Origin of the sequence: Kineococcus auxinigenes (assembly GCF_050871525.1) — a bacterium.
Classification (GTDB): domain Bacteria; phylum Actinomycetota; class Actinomycetes; order Actinomycetales; family Kineococcaceae; genus Kineococcus.
On the sequence record NZ_JBKBCT010000017.1, the window covers coordinates 1 to 19959 of the forward strand.

The window sequence follows — 19959 nt, forward strand, 5'->3', positions numbered from 1 at the left end:
CCCCCCCCCCCCCCCCCGCGGGCCCCCCCCCCCCCCCCCCCCCCCCGCGGGGTGGGACGGGGGTGGTGGGGGTCAGGGGGCGGGGCGGGAGGGGGCGCGGCGCAGGCGGGCGAGGGCGCCGGGGGTGGCGGCCAGCGCCGCCAGCGCCAGCAGCAGGTCCGCGACGGTCAGCAGCACCCGCGAGCCCAGCACCACCACGGCCGGCACCCCGCCGCCCGCGACCAGCGCCACCACCGCCGCCAGCACCACCTCCCGCGCCCCCGCGCCCGCCGGCGCCAGCACGACGAGGAACCCGACGATCCACGCCAGCGCGTACCCGCCGACCGCCAGCGCCAGCAGCCGCCCCGGCGGCCACCCCACCCCCAGCGAGCGCACCAGCACGAACACCTGCAGCCCCACCGCCAGCCACGACGCCAGCGCCCAGCCCGCGGCGGCCAGCAGGCCCCGCGCCGTCACCGGGTGCTCCAGGGGGTCCTGGCGCGCCAGCCGCAGCAGCACCCCCAGCAGCCGGTTCAGGACCGCCGGCACCAGCAGGACGAGCAGCAGCGGCGCCAGCCAGCGCACCCACCCGACCCACGCGCCCCCCGGCAGGTCCGCGCCGCGCAGCGCGAACGGCAGCACGCCCGTCACCAGCAGCCCGGCCGTCGTCATCGACACCAGCAGCGCCACCGCCAGCGCCGAGCCGGTGCGCCGGCGCGGCACCCCCAGGTCGCGGGCCAGCTCCGCCTGCGCCACGAACTGGAACACCGTGCCCGGCACGTACCGCCCGAGCTGGCCGACGAAGAACACCCGCGCCGCACCCCGCCACGGCAGCGGCGAGCCCAGGTCGGCCAGCACCGCGCGCCACGACGCCCCCGACAGGGCCACGTTCGCCACCGACAGCACCAGGGCCAGCGCCACCGCCGGCGCGTCCACCCGCGCCCACGCGTCGGCGATCGCCGCCCGCTCGCGCACCACGTACGCCACCGCGAGCGCCAGCGCCAGCAGCAGGAACGCGCCGCGCACCCACGGCGAGCGCAGCAGCGCGAGGACCCGGCGCAGCACGCGCGTCAGCGCCGGCGGAACGTCAGCAGCACGAACGTGTAGTCCAGCCCCGTGCGGGCCCAGTGCACCGGCCGCTCGGGGTGCGCCAGGACCTCGTCGGTCAGCTCCCCCACCAGCTCCAGCCCCAGCCGCTCCGCCTGCGCGACCAGCTCGCGCACGCCGGCCGGGGAGAAGATGCGCACCGGGGCGCCGTAGGCGGTGATCCCCGTCGTGTCCGGCGGGTCGGCGTCGTAGTCGGTGGACACGCACAGCACCCCGCCGGGGCGCAGCACGCGCGCGGTCTCGGCCAGGAACGCCGGCACCGGAACGCCGTGCTCGATGACGGACATGCACGTCACCGCGTCCAGCGAGCCGTCCGGCAGGCCGGTGTCGGTGACGTCGCCGTGGCGGAACTCCACCCCGTCGCGGTGCACGGGGACGCCGAACTCCAGGTTGATGCCGGACAGGGCGCCGCGATCGGCGCCGAAGCCGTACAGCCGCAGCCACGGCAGCACCGGGGAGTAGCGGGCGCTGCCGGCGTCCAGGACCCGCGCGGTGCGCGAGCCGTCGTCGGCGAGGGTGAGCACCGCCGCGACCGCGCCCAGGGCGTCCCAGTTCTTCGGGGAGTCCGGGTGCGGGGGCAGGCGCAGGCGCCTGGCCTGCGCGACGGCGTCGGCGACCTCCGCGGCGTCCTGCAGCACGCCGGTGCGCGGAACCCCGCTGGGCACCGGCCGGCGCGCCGGCGGGGCGGCGAGCTCACGGGCGGCGAGCTGCTCGCCGACGCGGCGCTGCACCCCCACCCGCGCCCACAGGGCGTGCTCGGCGCCGCGCTTGGCGAGCGCCAGCACCCGCCCGCCGGGCGGGGCCGCGGCCGCCGGGCCCTGCGCGGCGCGGCGCAGCGCGGCCAGGTAGCCGTACCAGGGCTCCTCCAGGTCCGGCGGGCGCACGCCCTCGCGCAGGCGCTGCAGCCCGCCGCCGGTCAGGCGCAGCAGGCCCTCGGCCAGCGCCGGCACGCTGCCGGGCTCGACGAGGACGCCGTCGACGCCGTCACGCACCTGGGCGGGGAACGAGCCGGTGCGGGTGGCCACCACGGGCAGGCCGTGGGCGAAGGCCAGCAGGGCGTTCTGCGAGGCGGTGGCCGTGCGGTACGGCAGCACCAGCGCGTCGTGCTCGGCCAGCAGCGCCGGCAGGTCCGCGGCGGGCACGTACCCCTCGCGCAGCTCCACGCGCCCGCGCAGCCCGGGTGCGCCGGCCAGCTCGCGCACCGCGCGCCCGGCCTCGCCCCACAGCTCCCCGGCGACCGTCAGCCGGGCCGAGGGCACCAGGCGCAGCGCCTCCAGCAGCACGTCCACGCCCTTGTACCCGCGCACCACGCCCAGGCTCAGCAGCCGCACCCCGCCGTCGCGCGGCACCCGCGAGCCGGCCGGGCCGGGCAGCGGCGCACCGCCGGGCAGGTGCGGGGGCAGGTCCGCGACCTCCACGTGCGCCGCGCCGTGCGCGCGGGCCAGCTCGGCCTGCGCGTCGGTGTGCACCAGGACCCCGTCCACGGCGGAGAGCAGCCGGCGCACCAGCAGCGCGTCCCCGGGCCGCGACTCGTGCGGCAGGACGTTGTGGGCCACCACGACGGTGCGCGCGCTGGAGCGGGCCGCGCGCAGCCCCGCCAGCACGCCCAGCAGCGCCGGCACCTGCAGCGGGACCACGTGGGTCAGCACCACCAGGTCGGCCGGGGCGATCCGGCGGCCGGTGCGCGCCCAGGAGGCCGGTGAGCTCCACGCCAGCGAGCGCACCGTGGGCTCGAACTCCGGCACCTCCGGCACGCCGCCGGGCACCTCGGGGCGCCCGGGGTACAGCACCGCGGGGTACTGCCGCGCCCACGAGACCAGCTTCACGTCGGCGCCGGGCTCGGCGGCCAGGTGGCGGGCCAGTTCGGTGGTGTGCAGCGCCGTGCCGCCCTTGGCGGGGTGCGCCGGGCCGACCACGACCACCCGGCGCACCGCGTCGGGCGGGGCGGTCGTGGCGGGCGGGACGGCGGACGGGTCGGCGCTCACGCGGAGTCCCGCGAGCGCACCACGAGGTCGGCCAGCAGCGCCACCGAGCCGATGAGCAGGCCGGAGACCAGCAGCAGCACGGTGTTCGCGGGGAAGTAGAACGCGTGCCGGAACATGTCGGTGACGGCCTTGACGAACCCCAGGCCGAACAGGAACAGCGCCAGCGGCATCAGCACCCGCAGCGGCTCGAAGTACATGACCATCCGCAGCACCTGCAGGATGTAGCGGTAGGCGTCCTTGACGAAGTGGAACTTCGAGGTGCCCGCGCGCTTGGCGTACGCGGTGGGCACGTACTTCACGTCGTGCTGGTTGCACAGGAACGCCAGCGTGATCGTGGTGACGCAGGAGAACCCGGGCGGCAGCAGCCGCAGGTACGGCAGCGAGACCGACTTGCGGAAGGCGCGCAGGCCGGAGTTCAGGTCGGGGATGCGCTGGCGGGCCAGCACCTCGGCGACCTTGCGGATGACGAACTTCGCCGGCACCCGCAGCACCTTGTGGCTGCCCTCCTCGGTGGTGCGCGCGCCCACGACCTGGTCGTAGGAGTCGTCCTCCAGCAGCACCCGCACCAGCTCGGGGATGCGCTCGTTCTCGTACGTCATGTCCGCGTCGGTCCACACGACGATCTCGCCGCGGGCCATCTGCGTGCCGATGCGCCGCACCGTGCCCGAGCCGCCGTTGCGGCGGAACGCCACCACCCGCAGGTGCGGGTAGCGCTGCTCGGCCCCGCGCAGCACGGCGAGGGTGCCGTCGCTGGAGGCGTCGTCGACCGCGAGGAGCTCGTACGCCATGCCGTCGGCGTCCATCGCCGCGGTGATCCGCTCGATCTCCTGCAGGACGTGCGCCTCCTCGTTGTAGCAGGGCAGCACGATCGTGGCGACGGGCGCGACGTCCTCCCCCACGGGGGGCGGCAGCGGTCCGGGGCCGCCGGCGGGCGCCGGCGGGGCGGGCGGGGACGCGACGGCGTCTGCGGGGAGTTCGGGTGCCATGGCGCTGGGGAGCTTACCCAGGCCCCGGCGGGGGTCCCGGCTCCGAACGGCCCGCCGCCCCGTTGCAGCATGGGCCCGTGGACCCCGACCAGCGCAGGGCGCAGCGCGCCGCCCAGGCCCGATCCTTCGGCGAGGCCGCCGCCGTGTACGAGCGCGCCCGGCCCGGTTACCCCGACGAGGCGCTGGACTGGGTGCTGCCGCCGGGCGCCCGCCGCGTGCTCGACCTGGGCGCCGGCACCGGCAAGCTGACCCGCCTGCTGCTCGCGCGCGGCCTGGAGGTCGTGGCGGTCGAGCCCACCGCGGGCATGCGCGAGCAGTTCACCGCGGTGCTGCCGGACGTGGAGGTGCTCGACGGCACCGGCGAGGACCTGCCGCTGCCCGACGGCAGCGTCGACGCCGTCGTCGCGGGGCAGTCCTGGCACTGGGTGGACCCGGAGCGGGCGGCGCCGGAGGTGGCGCGGGTGCTGCGCCCGGGCGGGACGCTGGGGCTGCTGTGGAACGTGCGCGACCCGTCCGTGGACTGGGTGGCGCGCCTGGACCGCACCCTGCCGGGCGCCGGCGAGGAGCACCTGGGCAGCCTCGCGCCGCGCGTGGGCCCGCCCTTCGGGCCGGTCGAGCGCTACGACGTGCGCTGGTCGCGGCCCACGAGCGTGGAGGGGCTGCTGGAGCTGACGATGTCGCGCAGCTGGGTCATCACGCTGGACGAGGCGGGCCGCCGCGCCGTGCTGGACGACGTGCGCCGGCAGGCGCAGGAGCGCCTGGACGCGGTGGGTTCCCTCGAGCTGCCGTACGTGACGCGCTGCTCGCGGACGAAGCTGCCCTGAGGAGCGGGGACGGGTCGGCCCGGGGCGCGGCGCTCACGGCGCCACCCCCGTCACCAGCTCCACGGTGATGGCCTGACCGCCGTCGGGGCGCTCGACCAGGACGCGCTCGTCCTCGCTGGTGCGCACCCGCGCCACCGTGGTGGGCTCCTGCACGCCCAGGGCGCGCAGCGTGTCGGCGGCCGCCAGGTCGCCGCCGGCGGCGACGAGCACCGGGCGCCCGCCGGCGTCGCGCACCCGCTGCGCCTGGCGCTGCACCGCCGCCCGCAGCACGTCCAGGTACTCCTCGGTGCCGGGGCGGCCCTGCGCGGTGGGCACCACGATCGAGGCGGTGGGCACCGAGCAGGTGCCGCGCAGCACCTGCGGCCACTCGTTGCGCGAGCGGGGGTCCACGGCGAGCGCCACGTCGCCCTCCCGGAAGGACGCGCAGGCCTCGGCCACGGCGGCCAGCTGACCGCGCTCGGTGCGCTGCCCGGCCAGCGGGGCCGTGGCCAGCGCCGCCGGCACCAGCAGCAGCACCGCCCCCACGGCTGCCAGGACCGTGCCCGCCCCGCGTCCCGGCAGCACGCGCGACACGGCGGCGGGCAGGGTCCGCACCGCCCACGCCACCGCCGCGGTGGCCAGCAGCACCACCGCCGGCAGCACCAGCGGCACGAACCGCCGGTCCGCCCACGGGTGGTCGGGGGTGATGCCGGGGCGGTACAGCGTCAGCAGCGTCGAGCCGACGGCCACCACGAACGGCGCCGCCCACGCCGGCAGCGGGGCGCGGCCCTGCAGCGCCGGCACCAGGCGCGCCAGCAGCACCACGGCCGCCGCGCCCGCGGCGGCCACCGCGGGCCAGCCCAGGTACCAGGAGAGCCAGTCCACGGAGTGCTCCGCGTAGGTGCGCCCGCCGTCCACCGGCAGCCCCTGCGCCTGCTGCAGCCCGGCGACGAGCCGGCTGCCGGGGTCTGCGGGGTCCTGGCGCACCACCAGCCACAGCGGCCGGCTCGCCAGCCCCAGCAGCACCAGCCCCAGCACCGCGGCCAGCGCGGGGCCCAGCCGCGGGCTGGTCAACCACCGCGTGCGCGCGAGCCGCCCGGTGCGGGCCAGCCGCAGCCCCGCCCAGGACGCGAGCGCCAGCGCCAGCAGGGCGGCGACCAGCGGCAGCAGGGAACCGGCGATCGTGCCCAGGTAGGGCCGTGAGTACGCCACCGCCGCGGCCGCCGCCAGGAGCGTGCTGACCGCGGTGCCGGCCAGCAGGGCGCGGGCCGCGGGGTGGCGCAGCGCCGCCAGCCCCGCCACCACCGGCAGCAGCAGCGCGACCTCGCGCAGGAAGTCGATGCGCACGAAGCCGCAGGCGCCCAGCAGCAGCCCCGCCCCGCCGCCCAGGCGCGCGGCGAGCGTCGGGGTGCCCGCGGCGGCGGTGGCCGCCACCAGCACCGAGGCGGCGGCGGCCAGCACCAGCAGCGCCGGGACCTCCGAGTACGTGGAGCGGTTCACGTGCAGCACCGGCTGCGCCAGGGCGAACGCGGCCACCGCCAGGGGCGCCCAGCGCGGGCCCACGACGCGCGCGGCCAGACCCGCCACCGCCAGCAGGGCGGCCACGGCCACCAGCGCCGGCGCCAGCAGCAGCCCCTCCCAGCCGCCGGCCCACTCCCCCAGCGAGTACAGCGCCGGCGCGCCCAGCAGGAACTGCGGCACGACGTCGGTGCCGACCTCGTAGAAGGCGGGGCTGGCGATCGTCACGTTCGGGTCGGCCAGCGCCTGCGCGCCGCCGAGCGCCGCGAGCGAGGGGTCCACGGGCAGTCCGTGGTGGGTGGCCAGGTGGTGCGCGTACAGGGCCTGCGAGCCGGCGTCGCGGCGCAGCACGACGTGCTCGGCGCGGGTCAGGCCGGCCCAGAGCCCGCCGGCGACGGCCACGGCGAGGCTGCTCAGCGCCGCCCACGCCGGAGCTGGGACGGCGGGCACCGCCCAGGCCGGGCGCGCGGCCAGGACGGCGGCGACCAGGCACACCGGCAGCGCCGTCCAGGGGGCCCACAGGTCCAGCAGGACCAGCGGCACGGCGACCGCGGTGACCGCGGCGACGGCCGCGGCCAGCACCACGGGGACCCGGGTCAGCAGCACCCCGGCCCAGGCGGGCTCGGGACGCACTGCGCGGTCGGCGGTCGCGGCGTCGACGCGGGGGGCTGCGGGCACGCGGGGACGCTAGCGGCTCCCGCCGACGCCACCGCCCACCCCACCCACCCCGCCACACCCCGCGGTGATCGAGGAAGTCGCCACTTCCTTGATCACCGCGATCTCGGGCGGGGTGGGCCGTAGCGTGGGGGCGTGCCGCCCTCGACGCCCCGCTCGGTGCCCGCGCTGCTGCAGACCCTCGTCGCCGGCGACCCCACCGCGCCCCGCCTGACCTTCTACGGCGAGCGGTACGCCGACACGGGCGAGCGGGTGGAGCTGTCCGCGCGCGTGCTGGCCAACTGGGTCGCCAAGACGGCGAACCTGCTGGAGGAGGAGTTCGACACCGGTCCCGGCACCCGCGTCGCGCTGGACCTGCCGGCGCACTGGCGCACCCTGGTGTGGCAGCTGGCGGTGCTGTCCACCGGTGCGCACGCGCTGACGGGCGCGCACGAGGACGCCGACGTCCTCGTCTCGGCGAGCGCCGCGGCGCTGGGCGGCGGCCCCGCCGACCGGGTCGCCGTGTCCCTGGCACCGCTGGCCACGTCGTTCGGCGCGGAGCTGCCGGCCGGGGTCCTGGACTACGCGCGGGTCGTCACCGGCTACGGCGACGTGCACGCCCCCCTGGCCGAGCCGGCGCCCGGTGACGGGGCCCTGGACGGCCTGACCCACGGCTCGCTGCTGGCCGAGGCCGCCTCCGCCGGCGCCGCCTGGCCGGTGGGGGTGCGCCTGCTCACCGACGTCGGCCCCGCCGACGCGGTCCGCGGCCCGCTGGCCGCCTGGTGCCGCGGCGGTTCCGCGGTGCTCACCCCGGACCTGGCCGCGCTGCCGGAGGCGGTCGCCGCGCAGGAACGGGTGGACGCGCGGCTGCCGCGCACCTGACCGTGCCGCCCGCCGCACCCCGCTCCGGCGGGGCGGGGACCGCCGTGCACGCCGTGGTCCTGGCCGCGGCGACCGTCGCCGCCTCCGCGGGCCTGGCCGCCCTCGGCCTGCCCTCGCCCACGCTGTTCGCGGGGCTGGTCACCGGGCTGCTCGACGCGCTGCTGCTGCCGCGCCCGCTGCCGCTGCCGCGCGGCACGGGGACGGCGGCGCAGGCCGTCGTCGGCGTGACCATCGGCACCCTCGTGCAGCTGTCGACGCTGGCCGCGCTCGGGGAGCACTGGCTGCCCGTGGTGCTGGTGACCCTGGGCACGCTGGCGCTGAGCCTGGGCACCGGTGCGCTGCTGGGCCGGCACCGCGACGTGGACCCCGTCACGGGCGCGTTCGCCCTGGTGGCCGGCGGCGCGAGCGGCCTGGTCGTCATCGCCCGCCAGCTCGGTGCGGACGAGCGCGTCGTGGCGGTCGTGCAGTACGTGCGGGTGCTGGTGGTGGTGCTGTCCCTGCCGGTGGTGCTGCACGTGGCGTTCGGGGTGCGCGCGCAGGGGGCGGTGGCGCCCGCGGCGGGCGGCCCGCTGTGGGCGGGCCTGCTGCTGGTCGTGGTGTGCGGCGTCGCGGGGCGGTGGCTGGGCCGGGTGGCGCACCTGCCGGCGGCGTCGCTGCTGGGGCCGATGCTGCTGGCGGCGGCGGTGTCGCTGGGGGGCCTGGCCGGCGCGGCGCGGGTGCCGGGCACGCTGGAGGCGCTGGCGTACGCGCTCATCGGCCTGCAGGTGGGCCTGCGGTTCACCCCGGCGAGCCTGGCGAGCGTGGCGCGGGTGCTGCCGGCGGCGCTGGCGCTGATCGTCGTGGGCGTGGCGGGCAGCGCCGGCCTGGCGGCGCTGCTGTCGGCGGCGACGGGGCTGCCGCTGCTGGACACGTACCTGGCGACCACGCCGGGCGGGCTGTACGCGGTGCTGGCCGCGGCGGTCGGTTCCGGCGCGGACGCCACGTTCGTGCTCAGCGTGCAGGTGCTGCGGCTGCTGGTGATGCTGCTGGCGGCGCCGGTGCTGGCGCGCGCCCTGGCCGGCGGAGCGCTCAGGCGCCGCCGGGACCCGCCGCCACCAGCCGACCCGACCCCGTGATCATCAGCGGGTGCTCGGCGGCCGTGGCGAACGCCGAGCGCCCGCGCGCCAGCACCACCCCGGAGGTCGCCGACTCCACCCGCACCTCGCCGTCCAGGCACAGCAGCGCGCGCGGCACCGCGCGCTCCCAGCGGGTGCGGGCGCCGGGGCGCACCTGCAGGACGCTCAGCGCGAAGTCGTCGACGTCGCCGGGGGCGAAGAGCACCTCGTCGTCGGACACGCGCCGCGGCGGCAGCAGCGGCGGCGGCAGCACGCGGAAGTCCAGGACCCGCAGCAGCTCGGGCACGTCGACGTGCTTGGGCGTCAGGCCCCCGCGCAGCACGTTGTCGGAGCTGGCCATGAGCTCGACGCCGGTGCCCGACAGGTAGGCGTGCACGTTGCCCGCCGGCAGGTACAGCGCCTCGCCCGCCGCCAGGCGCACCTGGTTCAGCAGCGTGGACACCAGCACGCCCGGGTCGCCGGGGTGGTGCTCGGCCAGCAGGACGACGCAGCGCGCGGAGTCGTCGTCGACGTCGCGGCAGGCGGTGGCGACGGCGCCCGCCAGGGGCGCGGCGGCGTCCTCGGCGGCGTCCAGCAGCCGGGTGGTGGCGGCGCGCAGGGCGACGCTCTCGTCGGCGCCGGCGAGGTCCTGCAGCAACCCCGTGAGCAGGTGGTCCGCGGCGGGCGGCAGCGGCGGCAGGTCCAGCCCGGTCAGCAGCTCGCGGGCCGCGGCCGGGGAGCGGAACCCCGCCACGGCCGCGAACGGCTCCAGCGCGTACAGCAGTTCCGGTTTGTGCTCGTCGTCGCGGTACAGCCGGTGCGGGGCGTCGTGCGCGACGCCCGCGGCCTCCTCCTCGGCGTACCGGCGCTGCGCGGTGGCGCGGTCGGGGTGGGCCTGCAGGGACAGCGGCGCGGCCGCGGAGAGGACCTTCAGCAGGAACCCGAGCCGGTCGCGGCGGCGCTGCGGGCCCAGCACGCCGGCCGGATCGGCGGCGACGACCTCGTCCAGCGGCCGGGGCGCGCCCCCGCCGGCGGGCGCGGCCAGCGAGGGGGCCGAGGGGTGCGCGCCGATCCACAGCTCCGCCTGCGGGCCGCCGTCGGGCTCGGTGCCCAGCAGGCCGGGGATCGCGTGCGTGCTGCCCCAGGCGTAGGGCTGGACGCGGTTGTCGAGGACGAACACCCTGCGCACCCTAGGGAACGAGGTGCGCCTGCGGGGGTGAACGGCCGCCCGGAACGCGTGGGCGGCCGCCTCCCGTGGCTACGATCACGGGCATGAGCGTTCTGGTGACGGGCGGTGCGGGGTTCATCGGCTCCCACGTGGTGCGGCTGCTGCAGCAGCGCGGCGAGGACGTCGTGGTGGTCGACGACCTGTCCAACGGCCGCGCCCAGCGGGTGGGCGACTCCCCCGTGGTGCAGGTGGACCTGGCCGCCGAGGGCGCGCAGGAGGTGCTGCGCGGCGCCTTCGCCGAGCACTCCGTGGACGCGGTGATCCACTTCGCCGCCCGCAAGCAGGTCGGCGAGTCCGTCCAGCGGCCCGCCTGGTACTGGCAGCAGAACGTCGGCGGGCAGGCGAACCTGCTGCAGGCGATGCAGGACGCGGGGGTGGGCCGGCTGGTGTTCTCCTCCTCCGCCGCCACCTACGGCGCCCCGCAGGTCGACGTGGTGCGCGAGGACGGCCCCGCCGAGCCCATCAACCCCTACGGGCAGACCAAGCTCGTGGGCGAGTGGATGAACCGCGCCGCGGGGGTGGCGTGGGGGTTGCGCTCGGCGAACCTGCGCTACTTCAACGTCGCCGGTGCCGGCTGGCCGGACCTGGGCGACGCGGTCGTCATGAACCTGATCCCCATCGTGTTCACCGCGCTGGACGCCGGCCGCGCCCCGGTCGTGCTCGGCGACGACTACCCCACCCCCGACGGCAGCTGCGTGCGCGACTACGTGCACGTCCTGGACCTGGCCGAGGCGCACCTGGCCGCGCTGGACCACCTGGCGGGCGAGGCCGCCGAGGAGGGGCACGACGTCTTCAACGTCGGCACCGGTGCGGGCGCCTCCGTCTTCGAGGTGCTGCGCGTGGTGCGGGAGGTCACCGGGATCGACGTGGAGCCGGAGGTGCGCGAGCGGCGCGCGGGCGACCCCCCGCGGCTGGTCGCCGACGTCACGCGCATCCGCGAGGAGCTGGGCTGGACGGGCTCGAAGGGCCTGCACGACATCGTCTCCTCCGCCTGGGAGGCGTGGCGCGCCGCGCGCTGAGCACCGCGCTGGACCTCGTGCCGCAGGGCCGGTTCAGCCGTGCGGCAGGAGCACGCTGATGAGCAGCACCACGGGCACGCACAGCACCGTGGTCAGCAGCACCGTGTCGCGGGCCAGCTCCACCCCGGCGCCGTAGCGCACCGCGAAGGTGAAGACGTTCTGCGCCGTGGGCAGGGCGGCGACCACGGTCGCGGCGTACGTGCCCGCGGGGCCGACCCCCAGCCCCCACCGGGCCGCCGCGTACGTCACCGCGGGCTGCACGAACGCCTTCAGCGCGGTGGCCAGCAGGACGTCGGTGCGCCGCCAGCTCGCCGAGACCCGCCCGTGCAGGGACATGCCGAACGCCAGCAGCGCCCCGGGCACCGCGAGCCCGCCCAGCAGCTCCAGGGGGCGGTCCAGCGCGGTGGGCAGCAACGCCCCGGAGGCGCTGAGCGCGAGCCCGGCGGCCCCGGCCAGCAGGATCGGGTTGAGCAGGGGCGCCACGAGGCGGCGCGCGCGGGCGGCGCGCCCCGGCGGCCGCGCGCGCTGCCCGGTGAGGTCCAGCACCGCCAGCGCCACCGGGGAGAGCACCACCATCTGCAGCAGCAGCGCCGGCAGCACGGCCGTCAGGTCGCCCAGCACGTACGCGGCCACCGGCAGCCCGATGTTGACGGCGTTGACGTAGCAGGACGACAGGGCGCCGATCACGGCCTCGCGCACGCCCAGGTGCAGTCGCCGGCGGGCCAGGACCCACCAGAGCACCGCGCAGGCGACGACCCCCGCGCCGGTGAGCGCCACCTGCCCGGACAGCAGCTCGCGCGGGTCGGTGCCCGCGAGGGTGCGCACCAGCAGTGCGGGGGTGCCCACGAAGAACACCAGCCGCGAGACGACCGCCTGCGCCCCCGGCCCGAGGGCGCCGGTGCGCCCCAGCAGGTAGCCGACGGCCACGACGCTCGCCACGACGACGAAGCCGGTCAGGACACCGCTCACGTTCGCCGGCCGGCGGGGACGGGCGGGGGCGGCGGCACGCCCCGAGGTTGAGGCGCGCCGGGCACGCTCCCGTGCCGGGCCGCCACGGGGACGAGGGAGCGGCTAACCGGCCTCCTCCCCCTCCCCCTCGCGGGAGCGCCTGACGTACCAGGCGGCGAGGAAGTACAGCGCCACGACGGTGAAGGTGATCTTCGCGAGCCACACGAGGGGGCTGCCGTCGTCGAACCACAGGGTCCACGTCAGCACGGCGAGGGCCGCGTAGAGCATCCCCGACCGCTTGGACTGCTCCAGCGTCCTCGTCGCCCGCCACCAGGGTTGCCTCGCCATGGCGGACAGTGTGACGTGCCGGGGAGCCACGGCGCCCTCCGGCAGCGGGACTCCCCCGCGGCGAGGTCACGGTGACGGCAGCAGCGGACCGCCTGGCGCAGGAGCAGGACGTTGCGCTGCGCGGCGAGCTCCTCGTCGCCGGGGTCGTGGCCGGGGGCGATGCGCAGGGCGAGCTGGGCCGCGGTGGTGCCCGCGGCGAAGGTGGCGCGGAACAGCGCGCCCACCTCGGCCGGGTCCTCCACGAGGTCCACGTGCACCGTGCCGATCCGCCCGCCGCTGAGCAGCTCGGCGGGCGCGCCGCCGCGGAAGTTCACCCGCCACGGTGCACCGGTGAAGACCAGTCGCCGCCCGGCGACGTCGTGCACCCCCACGGGCACCTCGAAGCGGCGCCCGCTGCGCCGGCCGGTGAACCCGAGCACCGCCACCGGCAAGCGGGCGCCGAACCGGGTCGGGGTCGGGCGGCGCCGGTGCCGCTTCAGCCGGCGCGGCGTGAGCGCATCGCCTCCAGCTGGGTCAGCGAGGTGTCGGTGCTCAGCCGGGCGTACTCGGCGGAGTCCACCGCGTGCAGGGTGATGCGGCCGTGCTCGTCGTGGTGCAGGCCCCAGCCGTACGTCTTGGGCAGCGGCGAGGCGCGCAGGCAGGCGCGGGGCTGGGCGAAGTGCTCCACCAGCAGCCGCTGCAGCTCCTCGGCGGGCAGCTGCTCCAGGTCGCCGACGTCCTCGCGGGCGCGCAGCCCGGGTGAGCTGGCCAGCAGCACCTCCTCCTGCGTGTAGTGCCCGGGGCGCGCGGTGAGCATCGCGTGCTGCACCCCTGCCACGGTGGGCCGGGCCCGCGCGGGCGGCGCTTGCCCGGTGGCGGCCCGGCAGTCCCCGGCCACGGAGATGAAGGTGTCGCGGTAGCCCACGCCTCTTCCTACCGCGCGGCGCCGGGGTGGGGGGGCCGCATCGGGTGGTTCGGGGTGGCTCGGTGCGTCGCGCCCACCGCGAGGGCGCGACCGCTCGTGCGCGCGCGGTCCAGCACGGAGGCGGCAGCAGGACCGCGGCCCGGACGGTGCGCACCGGCGGGCGGAGCAGCGTCTTCGCCGGCGGTGGCCGGCGCCGTCGGGGCAGGTGCGTGGGGCACGGGTGCAGCGCGTGCGCTGGCACGTGGGACGGCGTGGCCTGTACCGGGAGCTGGATGCGGTGCCGCCGCGCCCACGCGGTGGTGGACCGGCTGGAGTCGGGGTGCGCCGGCCCGTGAGGTAGCGCTGGGCCTGCCCGGTTCGACGCGCGATCGTGTCGCGACGTGCCCCTGGAGGTGCGCGGACGGCGGGATGACCGCGCACTCCCGCAACCCCCGCGGGGGCTCGCCCGCTCACTTGCCGTGATGGAAAGCGAGAGCTAGCTTTCCATCATGGAAAGCGACTCCAGGGCCACTCCGGACGACGCCCGCGCCGCCCTGCAGGAGATCACCGACACGCGCCGGCGCTTGGCCGAGCGCATCACCTCCCCGTGGTGGTACCGCCTAGGGGCCGCTGCGTGCACCGCCTCCCTCTTCCTCGGCGTCGGCCTGCTCGTGGGCAGGCCCGATGCCGGCAGCAGCGCGGAGTCGGCATCCACACTGCTGATCGTGCTCGGGGCGATCTTGGCGCCGATGGCCCTGCTGGCGGCGCTGAGGCGCTCGACGGGGATCTCCATCGAGCGCTACGGCGAAGGCCTGGGCACCTGGTACGCCGTCGTGTTCGGATTGTTCGCGCTCGGGTTCTCGCTGCAGGCCTTCGCCGGCGTCCCCCTGGCCCTGCCCGTCGCCGGGATCGGTGCCTTCGTGGCCACGGTGCTCACCGAACGGCGCATCGACGACCTGCTGCGCCGGCGCGTGCGCGACGGCCGTAGTGCGCAGGCGGACGCGTGAGCGCGCAGGCGCGCCCGGTCTTCGACGAGATCGTCCACGCCCCCAACCGCCTGCAGATCTGCGCGATGCTCGCCGCAGTGGAGGCGCTGGACTTCGCCACAGTGCGCCAGGCGCTGGCCATCAGCGACTCGGTGCTCAGCAAGCACGTCAAGGTCCTGGCGGACGCCGGGTACGTGCACACCTCCAAGACCCCGCACGGTTCGCGAACGCGCACCTGGCTCTCCTTGACCGACGCCGGCCGCGTCGCTCTGGAGGGTCACCTGGCGGAGTTGCGCCGCATCGCAGCCCTGGCCACGACCCCCTGACCACGACCCCCTGAGCACATGGCGCCAAGCGCGCAGACAAGAACGTCTGATGACAGCGCGGACAGCGCGCGGATTGCGGGATGACCGTGAAGTCGTCCGGCGGGTAGCTACGCCGGCGGCTGCGGTCGGGTCTCGAGCCGGGCATCGGCCGAGAGAGCGTCGATGAGGGTGCGGGGACCGGCCACGACGGTGCTGTCGGCGTCGAGGTCGGTCAGCACCAGCCAGGAGCGGTCAGCCGGCCACAGGGCGGTGGGGCCGTGACGCTCGAACCAGTGACGGTCTCGGTAGCGCCAGGTGCGTCCCAGCGTGCGCACCGCGGCCAGTGAGCCGGCCAGCAGCAGGCAGGTGCGCAGCAGCTGGACGCGGGGCGCGGCGGTGAGCACCTGCGCGTCGAAGGCCGGCTCCTGCGGCGGTTCGGCGTGGTACGGGTCGCCGTAGAAGCCGACGTGCGCGCCGCCGCGCACCCACGGCAGGTCCTCATCGACGGCGAGGACACAGGCGGCGGCGGGTCCGGACCAGCGCACCAGGTGGCTCAGCAGCGCATCCCAGCCGCTCTCGCCGAGCTCGCCGAGGTCGGGTGCGCCGCCGGGCCAGTCGTTGCGGGTGCTGCGGCGGGTGTGCACGGTGCCGCAGACGTCGTCCCAGGTGCTGGTCGGGTGTAGGAGGTGGCCGGTGTGCGCGGCCACCTGCGCCCAGGTGACGGGGACGCCGTCGGCGTCGCTGGCCGGGTGCAGCAGCGAGGTGGTGGCCGCGAAGGCGTCGATCGTGGCGCCGCGGGGGGTGAAGAGGTCCAGCGGCAGGGCATCGGTCAGCCAGGTGGCGGTGGTGTCGGGTGGGGCCGGCTGCAGGTGCTGGAGGCTCACCGGGCCAGTGTGGAGCGGTCGCTGTTCCGCATCCCCGCAGCTGGACATCGGCGCGACCGTGAAGTCGCCAGCGGCTCATGATCGCGCGTGGCCAGCGGGATGACCGGGAGATCGGTGCGCGGCCCGGTGCCAGGTGCCTGCAGCGGTTCGGCCTTGCTCAGGCTGCTTCCATCGCCCAGTCGGGGACGGCGGAGGTGAACGCCACCGTGGTCCAGTACTGCTCCTGAGCAGGGGTGAGTTCGCCTGTGGTCCCAGGTTGGGCGGGAGGCTTGAGCAGGACGTGGAAGGGGTGGGAGTCCACGTCGCCGCTGCGGACCACGACGACCGGTGCATCACCGAGTGCCTTCTGGCAGGCGGGGAGCTCGTCGCGGCAGACGATGACGCCAGAAGCATCGGTCATGACGTCCAGGACGGGGTGGTCCCACCACGTGCTCGTGAAGGCCATGGAGATGTCGGCGGGCAGCTCAACAGGGACAGCGAACGTGTCCGGATAGCGCTGCATCGATTCCCGGACCTGACGCCGCCAGTCGATGAGGTCGTCCCCGGGGCGGTCGGGTCCGTCGATGGGCAGTTGCACAAACTCCGGCTGGACGTAGGGGCCTGGTTGCGGTGTGGCCGTCGCGTTGGACGCGGTCGCGGCCTGCTCGCTCGTGGATGGTGGCGAGGCGGCGGGGCTCGTGTCAGCGCACGCAGCGAGGGTGACTGCTGCGGTCAAGGTCAGCGCGGCTGCTGCTGGGTGTCGCCCACCGTGGTGGCTGCTTCGGTTCTTCTCATCGAGGACCGCGGTCAGCCGTTGACGCAGTGCGCAGGGTGTCCGCATGGTCCGATCATGACCTAGGACCGGCGCGAGGTGGGTCGTTCCCGTTCGAGTCGGGGCCGGCCGCAACCGCCCGGATCTCGACAAGATCGTGAAGTCGCCGGCCGCCAGCGACAGCGCGCACAACGCGGGATGACCGCGAACACTCACCGCAGGACTTCCACCTCGCAGGTGATGCCCGGCGCACGGGACAGGCGGGCGTCGGCGGTGACCAGGACGATGCCCAGCACCTCGGCCAGTGCGACGTAGGCGGCGTCGTAGCTGGTGACGGTGTGGCGCAGTTCCCAGCAGCGGTGCAGCAGGGGCCGGTGAGCGGCCCGGCGCAGGGGCAGGTCGACGAGGTCGTTCAGCGCCAGGTCGGCGCGACGCTCGGGCAGGCGACCTCCGTTCGCGGCACGGCGCAGGACGGAGGCCACCTCGAGGTCGATCACTTCGGGGGCGGTGAGCACCTCGCCTCGTAGACGATCCCGGGCGCGGTCCCCGTCGGGCCCGTCGTCGGTCAGGGCGGGGGCGAGGACGCTGGCGTCAACGACGATCACGGTCGTCGCGCACCGCCTTCAGCGCGTCGCGGAAGGACAGGCTGCCACCTGCTCGTCCGCCGGCGCGTTCGAGCACCTCGTCGAGGGAGGGGGTGCTGGCTTCCTCGACGAGCTTGGCCAGGAGGTACTCCTGCAGGGACTGGTGGGCCAGGGCCGCGCGGCGGCGCAGGACGGCGTGCGTCTCGTCGGGGACGTCCTTGATCTGAACGCTGGGCATGGCGCCATTTTGGCGCTGCTGGCGCCGGTGTGCAATCGCGTGGTCACCGGCAGGAGCGCGGAGTCGCCCTCCCGCGGTCCGCGGACGTCGCCGAGCACCCCACCGCCGTCGTCGCGGTGCCGCCGCGCGAGCGCGGTCACGACGACGAGGCGGCGAGCGCCGGGCGCACGTCCACGGCGTCGGGAGCCAGCGGCGGCGTTGCTAGGGTCGGACGACTCGTCCGGGTGTCCCGGACCCGGGCGGGCCGGCGAGGTCGGCCGGTCCGCCGCGCCAGCCCTCCCCGACCGTCCTGGAGACGCTCCGTGATCGACGCCCTCGGCAACCCCCGCTCCGTGCTGCTGCTCGGAGGGACCTCGGACATCGGCCTGGCCGTCGTGGAGCGGCTCAGCCCGCAGCGTCCGCTGGAGGTCACCCTGGCCGCCCGCCCGGGCGAGCGCCGCGACGCGGCCGTGGACCGCCTGCACGGGCGCGGCCACGTGGTGCGCACCGTGGACTTCGAGGCCACCGACACCGCCTCGCACGAGCGGGTCGTCGCCGAGGCGTTCGCCGCGGGGGACGTGGACGTGACGGTGCTGGCCTTCGGGGTCCTGGGCGACAACGAGGAGTCCTGGCAGGACGCGGACGCCGCCGAGCTGGTGGCGACGGTGAACTACACCGCCCCGGTGCGCCTGGGCGTGCTGCTGTCGCAGCGGCTGCGGGCGCAGGGCCACGGGGTGCTGGTGGCGCTGTCGTCGGTGGCGGGTGAGCGCGCGCGCCGCTCCAACTTCGTCTACGGGTCCTCCAAGGCGGGCTTCGACGCGTTCTTCACGGGGCTGCGCGAGGCGCTGCGCCCGGCGGGGGTGCGGGTCGTCGTGGTGCGCCCGGGCTTCGTCACCACGAAGATGACGGAGGGGCTGAAGGCGGCCCCGCTGTCCGTGTCCGCGGAGCAGGTGGCGGAGGTCGCCGTCGACGCCGTGCGCACCGGCAAGGAGACCGTGTGGGCTCCGGAGCCGATGCGCTGGGTGATGTCGGCCCTGCGCCACGTGCCCGCACCGGTGTTCCGCAGGCTGCCGCTGTGACGGCTGCGCGCGGGGGGCAGCAGCGCGGACGGTGACGAGCGAGGTCGATCTGAGCACTGAGGCGCGCACGCAGCAGGCGGCACGCGTCCCCCGGGCGCGCACGCGGGCCGGCGCCACCGCGCACCGCCCGCCCGTGGTGGTGCGGTCCCGGCGCGTCCGGCCCGGGCCGGACGCGGTGCTCGGGCTGGTGTGGGCGCTGGTGGGCCTGGGGGTGTTCTCCTGGCGGGTGGGCGTGCCGAGCCCGTGGCGCGACGAGGCCGTGACGGTGGCGGTGGCGAACCGCAGCGCCGAGCAGATCTGGCGGCTGGTGCAGCACGTGGACCTGGTGCACGCGCCGTTCTACTTCCTCGTGCACGCCCTGTTCGGGCCGTCGGCGACGGTGGTGCAGGCGCGCTGGCCGTCGGTGCTGGCGGCGGCGGCCACGGCTCCGCTGCTGCACGGGTTGGCGCGGCGCCTGGCGCTGCCGGCGGTGGGCCCGCGCACGGCGCGGCTGGCCGGGGCGACGGCGGCGGCGCTGTGGGTGGCCACCCCCCTGGTGAGCCGCTACGCGCAGGAGGCGCGGCCGTACGCGCTGGCGACGCTGGTGGCGACGGCCTCGGCGTACCTGCTGGTGCGGGCGTGCGGTTCGGCGCGGCGCGGCTGGTGGGTGGGGTACGCCCTGACGCTGCCGCTGCTGACGGCGCTGAACACGCTGGCGCTGATGGTGCTGCCCGCGCACGCCGGGTTGCTCCTGCTGCGCGGGGCCGGTGCCGTCGCGGGTGCGCGGCGCCGCGGGGCCGTGGCCGGCGGGGCGGGCCTGCTGCTGGCGCTGCCGCTGCTGGTGGCGCAGAGCACCCAGCAGGGGCAGGTGGCGTTCCTGCGCCCGCCGCTGCTGCGGCAGCTGGGCGAGCACGTCGTCTTCGCGCTGGGCTCGCCGCTCACCGTGGCGCTGGCCGCGGGGGCGGTGGCGCTGGCGGTGTGGCGGGCGCGTGGCCGGGCGCTGCTGGCGGTGGGCCTGCTGTGGGGCGCGGCGCCGGTGCCGGCGCTGTGGCTGCTCTCGCAGGTGCACCCGCTGTGGACGACCCGCTACCTGGTGGTGGTGGTCCCGGGGACGTGCCTGCTGCTGGCGGCGGCGGTGACCGCGGCGCTGCCCGGCGCGCGCGGGGGCCGGTGGGTGCGGTGGGTGCGGGTGCTGCCGGCGGCGGTGGCGCTGGTGCTGGTGGCCGGCACGGCGCTGGCGGGGCTGCGGGTGCAGCTGGTGTTCCGCGACGCGCAGCTCGGTCACGCCGAGGACCTGCGCGGCACGGCGGCGTACCTGGCCGAGCACGCCCGCGCGGGCGACGGGCTGCTGTTCGTGCCGGACGGCGAGTACCGCTACCGGGTGCTGACCCAGCTGTACCCGGAGGCGTTCGCGGGGCTGCGGGACCTGGCCCTGGACCGGCCGGCGGCGGAGTCGGCGACCCTGGTGGGCACGGTGCTGCCGCCGCAGGAGCTGGCGGGGGCGCTGGAGGGCACCGGGCGGGTGTGGGTCGTCGGCGGCTCCGGGCCGGTGGTCACGGCCAGCGAGCAGGACCGCGAGACGCTGCGGCTGCTGCAGGAGGGGTACCGGGTGGCGCGCGAGCAGCACCTGCGGGCCTTCGGGGTGCGGCTGTACGTGGCGCGGGACCGGCCGGGAGCGGTGCTGGCGGCCTGACGGGGACGCCCGCGGGACCTCCCCCGCGCCCCACCGGTTCCCTCCGC

At 76.9% G+C, this 19959-nt stretch carries 21 protein-coding genes; 8 read left to right on the top strand and 13 right to left on the bottom strand.

All coding sequences use genetic code 11. The features are described 5' to 3' along the window. Positions 1-72 precede the first annotated feature (72 nt). The 3 genes from ACRYR9_RS07285 to ACRYR9_RS07295 are packed head-to-tail and all read right to left on the bottom strand — an operon-like array spanning position 73 to position 4057. Positions 73-1044 carry a lysylphosphatidylglycerol synthase domain-containing protein gene (locus tag ACRYR9_RS07285; protein ID WP_432494180.1) on the bottom strand — a complete coding sequence of 324 codons (972 nt, stop codon included), beginning with the start codon at positions 1042-1044 and terminating at the stop codon, positions 73-75. A 5-nt stretch (positions 1045-1049) separates the two neighbouring features. Then, complete coding sequence (locus ACRYR9_RS07290) at positions 1050-3071, bottom strand: glycosyltransferase (RefSeq protein WP_432494178.1); 2022 nt, start codon at positions 3069-3071, stop codon at positions 1050-1052. After that, a complete protein-coding gene (locus ACRYR9_RS07295) occupies positions 3068-4057 on the bottom strand; it encodes a glycosyltransferase family 2 protein (protein ID WP_432494176.1) in 990 nt (329 codons plus the stop codon). Before ACRYR9_RS07295 ends, ACRYR9_RS07290 begins: the two co-directional genes overlap by 4 nt. Positions 4058-4134: 77 nt before the next feature. On the opposite strand from ACRYR9_RS07295, the gene ACRYR9_RS07300 reads away from it, so the two are divergent. Then, on the top strand, positions 4135-4881 hold the full coding sequence (locus ACRYR9_RS07300; RefSeq protein ID WP_432494174.1) for a class I SAM-dependent methyltransferase: 747 nt from the start codon (positions 4135-4137) through the stop codon (positions 4879-4881). Positions 4882-4914: 33 nt separating this feature from the next. Here ACRYR9_RS07300 and ACRYR9_RS07305 read toward each other — a convergent pair whose 3' ends face one another. Next, positions 4915-7056 (bottom strand): hypothetical protein, encoded by a 2142-nt coding sequence (locus ACRYR9_RS07305; protein WP_432494172.1) that lies wholly within the window; start codon positions 7054-7056, stop codon positions 4915-4917. 132 nt (positions 7057-7188) lie between these two features. On the opposite strand from ACRYR9_RS07305, the gene ACRYR9_RS07310 reads away from it, so the two are divergent. Together ACRYR9_RS07310 and ACRYR9_RS07315 are read left to right on the top strand one after the other, a co-directional pair. Next, positions 7189-7914 carry a TIGR03089 family protein gene (locus ACRYR9_RS07310; protein WP_432494170.1) on the top strand — a complete coding sequence of 242 codons (726 nt, stop codon included), beginning with the start codon at positions 7189-7191 and terminating at the stop codon, positions 7912-7914. A 44-nt stretch (positions 7915-7958) separates the two neighbouring features. Then, on the top strand, positions 7959-9029 hold the full coding sequence (locus ACRYR9_RS07315; protein ID WP_432494168.1) for an AbrB family transcriptional regulator: 1071 nt from the start codon (positions 7959-7961) through the stop codon (positions 9027-9029). On the opposite strand, the gene manA is transcribed toward ACRYR9_RS07315, so the two are convergent. Then, complete coding sequence (gene manA / locus ACRYR9_RS07320) at positions 8983-10188, bottom strand: mannose-6-phosphate isomerase, class I (protein WP_432494166.1); 1206 nt, start codon at positions 10186-10188, stop codon at positions 8983-8985. The two genes, ACRYR9_RS07315 and manA, sit on opposite strands and share 47 nt — an antisense overlap. Before the next feature lie 92 nt (positions 10189-10280). On the opposite strand from manA, the gene galE reads away from it, so the two are divergent. After that, entirely contained in the window at positions 10281-11255 is a 975-nt protein-coding gene (gene galE, locus ACRYR9_RS07325; RefSeq protein WP_432494164.1) for a UDP-glucose 4-epimerase GalE, read from the top strand. A 33-nt stretch (positions 11256-11288) separates the two neighbouring features. Here the strand turns inward: galE and ACRYR9_RS07330 are convergent, their stop codons facing one another. The 4 genes from ACRYR9_RS07330 to ACRYR9_RS07345 form a co-directional block, all read right to left on the bottom strand. Continuing rightward, a complete protein-coding gene (locus ACRYR9_RS07330; RefSeq protein WP_432494162.1) occupies positions 11289-12224 on the bottom strand; it encodes an AEC family transporter in 936 nt (311 codons plus the stop codon). A 102-nt stretch (positions 12225-12326) separates the two neighbouring features. After that, positions 12327-12491, bottom strand: a complete 165-nt coding sequence (locus ACRYR9_RS07335) for a hypothetical protein (protein WP_432494160.1) — start codon at positions 12489-12491, stop codon at positions 12327-12329. Beyond that, positions 12464-12976, bottom strand: a complete 513-nt coding sequence (locus tag ACRYR9_RS07340; protein WP_432494158.1) for a hypothetical protein — start codon at positions 12974-12976, stop codon at positions 12464-12466. Before ACRYR9_RS07340 ends, ACRYR9_RS07335 begins: the two co-directional genes overlap by 28 nt. 50 nt (positions 12977-13026) lie before the next feature. After that, complete coding sequence (locus tag ACRYR9_RS07345; RefSeq protein WP_432494156.1) at positions 13027-13455, bottom strand: DUF6157 family protein; 429 nt, start codon at positions 13453-13455, stop codon at positions 13027-13029. A gap of 488 nt (positions 13456-13943) precedes the next feature. Here ACRYR9_RS07345 and ACRYR9_RS07350 point away from each other — a divergent pair, with 488 nt between their 5' ends. Both ACRYR9_RS07350 and ACRYR9_RS07355 read left to right on the top strand, forming a co-directional pair. Beyond that, the gene (locus tag ACRYR9_RS07350) at positions 13944-14441 is read left to right on the top strand and encodes a hypothetical protein (RefSeq protein ID WP_432494154.1); all 498 of its coding nucleotides are present in this window, start codon (positions 13944-13946) and stop codon (positions 14439-14441) included. Further along, positions 14438-14746, top strand: a complete 309-nt coding sequence (locus ACRYR9_RS07355; RefSeq protein ID WP_432494152.1) for a transcriptional regulator — start codon at positions 14438-14440, stop codon at positions 14744-14746. The genes ACRYR9_RS07350 and ACRYR9_RS07355 overlap by 4 nt, the downstream gene beginning before the upstream one ends. A 107-nt stretch (positions 14747-14853) precedes the next feature. On the opposite strand, the gene ACRYR9_RS07360 is transcribed toward ACRYR9_RS07355, so the two are convergent. The 4 genes from ACRYR9_RS07360 to ACRYR9_RS07375 form a co-directional block, all read right to left on the bottom strand. Further along, positions 14854-15609, bottom strand: coding sequence for a hypothetical protein (locus tag ACRYR9_RS07360; protein ID WP_432494150.1), 756 nt, complete (start codon positions 15607-15609; stop codon positions 14854-14856). 157 nt (positions 15610-15766) lie between these two features. Then, positions 15767-16186, bottom strand: a complete 420-nt coding sequence (locus ACRYR9_RS07365) for a hypothetical protein (RefSeq protein ID WP_432494148.1) — start codon at positions 16184-16186, stop codon at positions 15767-15769. A 386-nt stretch (positions 16187-16572) separates the two neighbouring features. Further along, positions 16573-16965, bottom strand: a complete 393-nt coding sequence (locus ACRYR9_RS07370) for a type II toxin-antitoxin system VapC family toxin (RefSeq protein WP_432494146.1) — start codon at positions 16963-16965, stop codon at positions 16573-16575. After that, positions 16952-17182 carry a FitA-like ribbon-helix-helix domain-containing protein gene (locus ACRYR9_RS07375; protein WP_432494144.1) on the bottom strand — a complete coding sequence of 77 codons (231 nt, stop codon included), beginning with the start codon at positions 17180-17182 and terminating at the stop codon, positions 16952-16954. The genes ACRYR9_RS07370 and ACRYR9_RS07375 overlap by 14 nt, the downstream gene beginning before the upstream one ends. A 302-nt stretch (positions 17183-17484) precedes the next feature. On the opposite strand from ACRYR9_RS07375, the gene ACRYR9_RS07380 reads away from it, so the two are divergent. Both ACRYR9_RS07380 and ACRYR9_RS07385 read left to right on the top strand, forming a co-directional pair. After that, the gene (locus ACRYR9_RS07380; RefSeq protein WP_432494142.1) at positions 17485-18240 is read left to right on the top strand and encodes a decaprenylphospho-beta-D-erythro-pentofuranosid-2-ulose 2-reductase; all 756 of its coding nucleotides are present in this window, start codon (positions 17485-17487) and stop codon (positions 18238-18240) included. A 31-nt stretch (positions 18241-18271) separates the two neighbouring features. Continuing rightward, positions 18272-19912, top strand: coding sequence for a hypothetical protein (locus tag ACRYR9_RS07385; RefSeq protein WP_432494140.1), 1641 nt, complete (start codon positions 18272-18274; stop codon positions 19910-19912). Positions 19913-19959: the final 47 nt, after the last annotated feature.